Source organism: Lactobacillus hamsteri DSM 5661 = JCM 6256, from assembly GCF_000615445.1.
Lineage (GTDB): Bacteria > Bacillota > Bacilli > Lactobacillales > Lactobacillaceae > Lactobacillus > Lactobacillus hamsteri.
Window position 1 is genome coordinate 1 of the sequence record NZ_BALY01000047.1, and the last position, 7,314, is coordinate 7,314.

At 35.0% G+C, this 7,314-nt stretch carries 5 protein-coding genes; all 5 read right to left on the minus strand.

What is annotated here, in order from left to right; all coding sequences use genetic code 11:
- Positions 1–77: 77 nt before the first annotated feature.
- Positions 78–1,340, minus strand: a complete 1,263-nt coding sequence (tyrS, locus tag JCM6256_RS08745) for a tyrosine--tRNA ligase (protein WP_025081305.1) — start codon at positions 1,338–1,340, stop codon at positions 78–80.
- A gap of 313 nt (positions 1,341–1,653) precedes the next feature.
- Positions 1,654–4,635, minus strand: a complete 2,982-nt coding sequence (locus tag JCM6256_RS08750) for an LTA synthase family protein (RefSeq protein ID WP_025081306.1) — start codon at positions 4,633–4,635, stop codon at positions 1,654–1,656.
- Positions 4,636–4,666: 31 nt separating this feature from the next.
- A complete protein-coding gene (locus JCM6256_RS08755; protein ID WP_025081307.1) occupies positions 4,667–5,281 on the minus strand; it encodes a glycerol-3-phosphate acyltransferase in 615 nt (204 codons plus the stop codon).
- Complete coding sequence (locus tag JCM6256_RS08760; RefSeq protein WP_025081308.1) at positions 5,281–6,384, minus strand: LCP family glycopolymer transferase; 1,104 nt, start codon at positions 6,382–6,384, stop codon at positions 5,281–5,283. Before JCM6256_RS08760 ends, JCM6256_RS08755 begins: the two co-directional genes overlap by 1 nt.
- A gap of 104 nt (positions 6,385–6,488) precedes the next feature.
- Positions 6,489–7,058, minus strand: coding sequence for an aldose epimerase family protein (locus tag JCM6256_RS08765; RefSeq protein WP_025081309.1), 570 nt, complete (start codon positions 7,056–7,058; stop codon positions 6,489–6,491).
- Positions 7,059–7,314: the final 256 nt, after the last annotated feature.

Below are 7,314 nucleotides of genomic sequence, written 5' to 3' on the forward strand. Positions count from 1 at the left end.
TCAAAAATAAAAAAACATTGTGTAATTCTTACACAATGTTTTAAAGTAATTTCCACTAAAAATTACTGAGTAACATACTATTTTACGTGAACCAAAGTGTACTTTCTCTTACCCTTACGGATAATTACGTACTTACCATCGAAGGCACTCGATGGATCAATATCAAATTCCAAATCTTGTTCACGATCGCCGTTAACGTAAATAGCACCATTTTTTACATCTTCACGAGCTTGACGCTTAGATGGTTCAATCTTTGTATCAACCAAGAAATCAACAATATTCTTAGCTTCTGCAGAAGTTTCAGCACTTGGAGCTGACTTCAAGCCTTGTTCAATTTGAGTTACTGACAAGTCTTTAATATTGCCTGAGAACAAAGCATCAGTGATCATTTGAGCTTCCTTAAGACCATCTTCGCCGTGAACGAACTTAGTAACTTCTTCAGCAAGCTTCTTTTGAGCAGCGCGTTTCCAAGGTTCTTTTTCAGTCTTTTCAGCTAAGTCTTCAATTTCTTCACGTGAAAGGAAAGTGAAGTACTTAAGGTATTTAACAACGTCACGGTCATCTTGGTTAATCCAGAATTGGTAGAATTCGTAAGGACTAGTCTTTTCTGGATCAAGCCATACAGCACCACCAGCTGACTTACCAAATTTAGTACCGTCAGCCTTAAGCATTAATGGAATAGTTAAACCAAATGCTGGACGATCTGCACCTTCAAGCTTGTGAATCAAATCGATACCTGCAGTAATATTGCCCCATTGATCACTACCACCAATTTCAAGTTGAACACCGTTATCCTTGTTCAAGTGATGGAAATCGATAGCTTGCAAAATTTGGTAAGTAAATTCAGTAAATGAAATACCATTTTCAAGACGACTAGCAACAACGTCTTTGTTAAGCATGTTATTAACTTGGAAGAATTTACCGTAATCACGAAGGAAATCAACTAAATTCAATTTGCCAAGCCAATCTGCGTTATCTACAATTTCAAAGTTTTCAGTACCAAATAATTTCTTCATTTGGTTAGTTAAGCATTCTTCATTGTGCTTAACTTGCTCTGCAGTTTGAAGAACACGTTCAGTCTTACGGCCAGATGGGTCACCGATTGAACCTGTTGCCCCACCAATTAAAATTACTGGATGGTAACCTGCCATTTGGAATCTCTTTAAAATCATAAATGGAATAAGGTGTCCAATATGAAGAGAGTCACCAGTTGGGTCTGTACCACAGTACAAAGCAAGATCATCATGTTCTGCTAAGTATTTGCGTAAACCTTCTTCATCGGTTTGTTGATTAATAGCACCACGCCATTTTAAATCTTCTAAAATGTCAAATTTTGCCATAATATCCTCCAATAAAAAACGTCCCTCGAAGATTTCTCTTCAAGGGACGACTAAATTTCATCATTAGCCGTGGTACCACCCACGTTCACGCTTTTTGCGCCTCAAAAAGTCTTTACGGGAACAACCCCACCTGTATTTCGTCAAACTCGGCCTGCCTAGCTCACACCTACCGCTAGTTCTCTGAACTCTGAACCGAATTGCTACTTCATTAGTAATGATGTTACTTAGTTTTATTCAAATAGTCAACCATTATTCTAATTTTTATTTAACAAAAAAGATTGGATCATTTGTCCAATCTTTTTCTTATTATAAATTATCTGTAAAAGCCTTTAGCTGATAAACCATAAGCATCGCCAGCCGTCATATCATATTGAACGGTTTCGTAATCCTTAAGCAAAGCTTGTTGCTCAGAAGTCAAACTCTTAGGATCAACCTTGCGGCCCTTTTGATCAACCATTTCAAAGCCCTTATCGCCTTCAAAGTTAATTGAAATTGCAGGAAGCTTCTTGTGAACTTCAGTAAGAAGAGCTTGGTAAGGAGTTACCTTTGAATTAGTTTGTTCAAGCATCATTGCAATAAAGTCACTAGTATTTACATAGTTAGTGTTCTTAGTAAGCTTGCTCTTAGCACCGTGGTCACGAGCATACTTATTTGAGTAAATAAAGTAGCGTGTTGAGTGCATTTGAATTGGATATTGAGATGTGTAGCTTTGTGACAAAATACTTGGATAGTGGTCACCATAGAAGACAACAGTAATTGGCTTCTTAATCTTATCGATTTGACCAATAAATTGCTTTACAGCCTTATCAGTGTATTGAACACCCTTGATATAAGTTGCCATTTGTTGTTTAACAGCTCCACCCTTGAACAAATCACCTGAGATCTTGCCCATGTATTCATTCTTTGGATACCAATCGTTGTAAGGCATGTGGTTTTGAATTGAAATCAAATTAATAAATTGACCATCCTTACGTGAATTGATTTGACGAAGACCATTAGCATAAGTAGTAAAGTCTGAGTTATAACTACTCTTGCCAAGTTTCTTTTGATCAATAATCTTATACTTAGAACCTAAGTATTCGAACTTATTAAATTTAAATCTCTTGTAATCTTCTACTCTTGAGTAATAAGTACCAATGAATGGGTGAACAGCTGATTTATATGCAAAGCTCATACCTATAGTTGGGTAGAATTTATATCTTGGAACAACTTGAACATATGGTGTCAAAGTTGATCTAAACATTCCCATGTTAAGCCCAGTTAAGGTTTCCCATTCCATGTTGGCAGTACCACCACCATAACCTGCACTAAGCATATTTCCGTAAGTTCCACGTTTTTGCATAGTTTGAATAAACTTAACAGGATTTGGAGCAGATTTATCAATCTTAATAGTTGGGAAAGTATATGGATCAACAAAACTTTCACTCAAGTTAAAGACAACAGTCTGATTCTTAAGCTCATTCTTTCTTGACTTATTAATTTCATCAGCAACCTTTTGGTATTTGCTGTTTAAATGATTAATAGTTGATTGAGAATAATTCTCAGGTTTATTCATGATTTGCAAATCAATATAGTTCAAGAAGTTCAAAACTGGACCATTGATTTGAATATCACGTTCTGGATTTCTAAATGATTGCTTGTTGTCAAAACCACGATTAATGTGATAAATAATTCCACCATCATGGTTGAAACGAAGTGGGGTCAAGAATAAAAGCAAACTAAGAAGTGCCCAAATTCCTCTACGCTTCCATGAACCCTTTTTCTTAATAGGGAATTTGATTTCAAGGAAAATATCTAAAGCAATGATAATAATCAACGCAATTCCAACTACGATCAATAACTTTTGACCAATCATTGGAATCAAAGTCTTCATGTTTGCAGCTTCACTCAATTCACTTGGGTAAATAGGTTCACCACGTAAATTAAGCTTAACCTTGTTGGCAACAGCCCAACCAATTGCGACCACACTGACTAAGACTGTTGAAGTCCAATAACGTGTAGTTACAAAGTAGAAAATTGCAAACATCGCATCAAGGAAGATAGCTGTCAAAATAATTGCAAAGAATCTCGTTCCAAGCAAGAAAATAACTGCATTAATATCAGTCGCAGTAGTAATTTGAATACGTAAATTGTCTGATTCAATTAAGAATGAAGCAAAGCTCAAGATATAGAACCAGCCCCAGGTTAACAATCTAACACGATTTTCAATTACCCAAGCTACAGTACCATTCCAAGCATCAACAACAATTTCAGCTAAGTTGTTACGCTTACCTAAAAGCAAAACAGTTCTTCTAAATGGCTTAATTCTAAATAAATATTTTTCGTAAAGCTTAGTTAATAATAAACTGATAATCATCATAATAATGATCATCAAGAATTTATTAAGCCCCGCACTATTAGTAAAGCGGAACGATCTCATAAGTCCGCCAGTAACCGGCGCATCCATGAACACAATTACTGGAATGAAGTAACGCATTTCACGAGCTGTAAATGAAACTATTACTTTTCTAAAAATAAGAAAGGCAGTAATTACCATAAGAGCCATAAATGGTGAAGTAGGGTTATTCAAAAAGAATCGATTCCAAGCTTCTACACCATTGCTTCGTCCAGATAATAATTGATACCAATAAACCCCATTAAAGCCGGGAACACCAACTAAAACGACTAAGAATGATAAAATTCCGCCAAGAATGGTCCATTTAAATACTTTGCTGTTAATTGATAAATGAGCTAAAAACATTCCCCATGCAAAGTACAAAATCAAATAAACACCATAAATGGAGTAATTAAATTCCATGGTCCCAGCACTTGTAGCAAAGCCAACTACAGTTAGACCACTAAGAAGAAGCAAATTTTGTTTGGTTGTTAGTTTATGTTGCAAATCATACAAATATGGTTGCAATAATAAACTGAAAATCAAGCCTGCTAAAAGTACTGACGTACTAGTCAATACTGGGAAGAAAACTCCCCAAAGACGCCACATATTAAAGCGACCTGGTAATCTGAAGAAATAAACCAAATACAATAGCACTAAAGTTACAACAGCTAACAGCCAAAATCTAAAGCTTTCAGTTGGATGAACTTTTTTCTTGCTATAAACTGCACCAAATACCATTGGTACAAAAATCATTGTGGCATTCTGTGCCATTACAGGGATAAATCTAAGCAAACTTCCCAATGGAAATCGGCTTAATGAACCACCAAAGTGATAAACCTGTACTAGCATGAAGAAAGTTGCCAAAAGCAAACATCCAATTTGCCATAATGTCAAAGATTTCTTTTTACTTTCTTTCATCTGTCCTAGTCTCTAATCCTTATAAAAATTACTACGCTTTTATACCCAACTTTTTTTTAATCGAATATAAAATGTCCACTTTTTTACCATTACCGGTTAAAAAGTCTACAATATCTTTTCTAAATTTAAAAGCCATAATTGCTGTAATAATTAGAAAGATAATTCCTGCTTCTCTTGCATAAATTATTGTATAAATACTAAATAACAACATAAACACAAGAGGCGGAATTGTTAAGTTTTGCATTACCGCTGTCAGCAATAATGCAATGAGCAATGTAATAAGTCCAGCCTTCCAATCATAACTTACGGCTAAAAGCGCTGAAACAGCGACACCTTTACCGCCTTTAAAATGATGCCAAATTGGAAAACAATGTCCTAAAATTAGGCCCAATCCTGCATAAGATAGATAAATCTTGCCTGGAAACAAGAAATACACAATAAACAGAGCTATTACTGTTTTTAAAAGATCACCGGCACAAGTCATAATTCCAAACTTCTTGCCAAAAACAGCACCCATATTGGCTGTTCCAGGATTTCCAGAACCATATTTAGTCGGATCAAGTTTTAAAGCGAGCCGTCCAACAATCATCGCAAATAAGAAGTTACCGAAGAAGTAACCAATAATCGTAGCCCAAAGCCGCGCCATTAATTACCACCTTCTTCTACATAATCATAAATATGATATTCTTGAACTTTGCTACTACCAAACTTAAAGCCGTTCTCAATATTTTTGGTATTTTGAAAAGTTTCATTATTGTTAATAGTTTCCGGTTCAAGCCCTAATTCCTTGCGACAATAATCAGAAGCACGCTGCAATTCTTCAGTAGATTGAACTTGATATGCTGCTTCATTAATTTTGGCATCATATCCATGTAAATAATCGCTTTTTTCATGATCAGCACAACTACGATAGTTCATAGCAATTTGTTGTAAAGCACTAAATGGCAAGTTAGTTTTTACATTCCCAGATACGGAAGTCAAAATTGAATCAAGATTTGACAACGAACTAACTGAAACTGCTTTTTTAATTAAAGTTGTAATAACTTGTCTTTGTCTTTCTTGTCGACCATAATCTCCACGTGGATCATCATAACGCATTCTGGAGTAGGCAAGCGCACTACCACCACCCATGTGTGTTAGCTTACCTTTTTTAAAGATATATCCTCCATATTCGAAACTCAAAGTTGGACGAATATTAATCCCCCCAACATAGCGAATCATTTTCATAATTCCGCCCATGTTGACAACAGCATAATATTTAATTGGCACATTAATCAATTTAGAAACTGAATCCATCGCCATCCTGCTGCCACCTAATGGATAAGCCGCATTGATTTTTTCAACTTTAAACTCATCATTACCGACCATTTGTGCCATCGTATCACGGGGGATAGACATTAGAGTATAGTGCTTCTTTTGCGGATTAACAATTGCTAAAATCATCGTATCCGTATTACCAACCTTTTCGGTTCGATCAAGCGCTCCTGTATCTGTCCCCATCAGCAAAACTGCGAATTTATGTTTCCCATTGAATTCGCCCTTTTTGATTTGAACTTGGGTATGTGGATCATATGTCTTATCGACTGCATTTTTAGTCTTAAAATAAACATAGCCAAAATAAGCAGCAACCCCTAAAGCTATAACCACAACGAACGTAATGGACCAAGCCAAAATATGATATTTTTTGTTATATTCTTTCGAATGTAATTGAACTCGACTGTTATTCGGTTTATTATCGTTATTCTTCATATTTACTACCTAATATTAAGTAAAAATCACAATGAATGTATTATAGCAAAAAAAGCAGATCACTGCCGACCTGCTTTTCTATCTTATTAAAATCGTTAATTTCTTTAAGCAATAGTGAAACTTAATTCAAGATTTTGCTTTGTTTCGCCGGCCAACTTTATTTTATTGCTTACAAAGTCAATTTGTTTCTCAGAAATTTCGACTTTAAAATCCGTTGGCTCAATAGTGATTGTATGATCATCTTCATTTTTCAAGATTACTGAGTTAACAGCTTTTTCACTATCCCAACCTGCAATTATTGGAACATTGAGTTCTAATGAGAACGGCATTTCTTTATTAGAATTATTCTTTAATAAAAATGAAACTTTCACTTGATTGCCTTCAATGGTATAAGTTACCATGACCTCAAAGTGATATGGGAATTTTTTATAACTTTCTGGTGTATCAATTAGAGTAAGACTAACGCGTGCGTCTCCTTTATCGACAACTGTCCAAGGAAGATCAAGCGCCCAGTTATTATCATGATCAATGCCAGAAAAGGCAATCGACACAGTCTCTTGCTTATCATCGGTTTGGAGGTAATCAAAGTTCTCGGTTTGAGAAACAAGGTGATTCATCCCCGCTCCATTCTCATCAACAGAGACCTGCAAGAGAGAATTTTCAATTGTTTGCATATTGTTTCTCCCAACTATATATCAATAATAAGTTTGCACTTAAAAAGAGCAACTGTCAATTCTACTCACAACATGCACAAAATATGAATGAAAATATCTTAACTAATGTTTAAAACAAAATAATTTTTCATCTAATAATTTAACTTTTAATAAATTCCAAATTTTTATAAAAATAGTTTAACATACATCATTTATAATCTTAATAAGTCCTATTATATCAAACAAATTTCTTATTATCCCCATCATTTGATTAATC

Coding starts and splice junctions, on each gene's coding strand:
- tyrS (WP_025081305.1), bottom strand. CDS start 1,340: ATGGCAAAATTTGACATTTTAGAAGATTTAAAATGGCGTGGTGCTATT.
- JCM6256_RS08750 (WP_025081306.1), bottom strand. CDS start 4,635: ATGAAAGAAAGTAAAAAGAAATCTTTGACATTATGGCAAATTGGATGT.
- JCM6256_RS08755 (WP_025081307.1), bottom strand. CDS start 5,281: ATGGCGCGGCTTTGGGCTACGATTATTGGTTACTTCTTCGGTAACTTC.
- JCM6256_RS08760 (WP_025081308.1), bottom strand. CDS start 6,384: ATGAAGAATAACGATAATAAACCGAATAACAGTCGAGTTCAATTACAT.
- JCM6256_RS08765 (WP_025081309.1), bottom strand. CDS start 7,058: ATGCAAACAATTGAAAATTCTCTCTTGCAGGTCTCTGTTGATGAGAAT.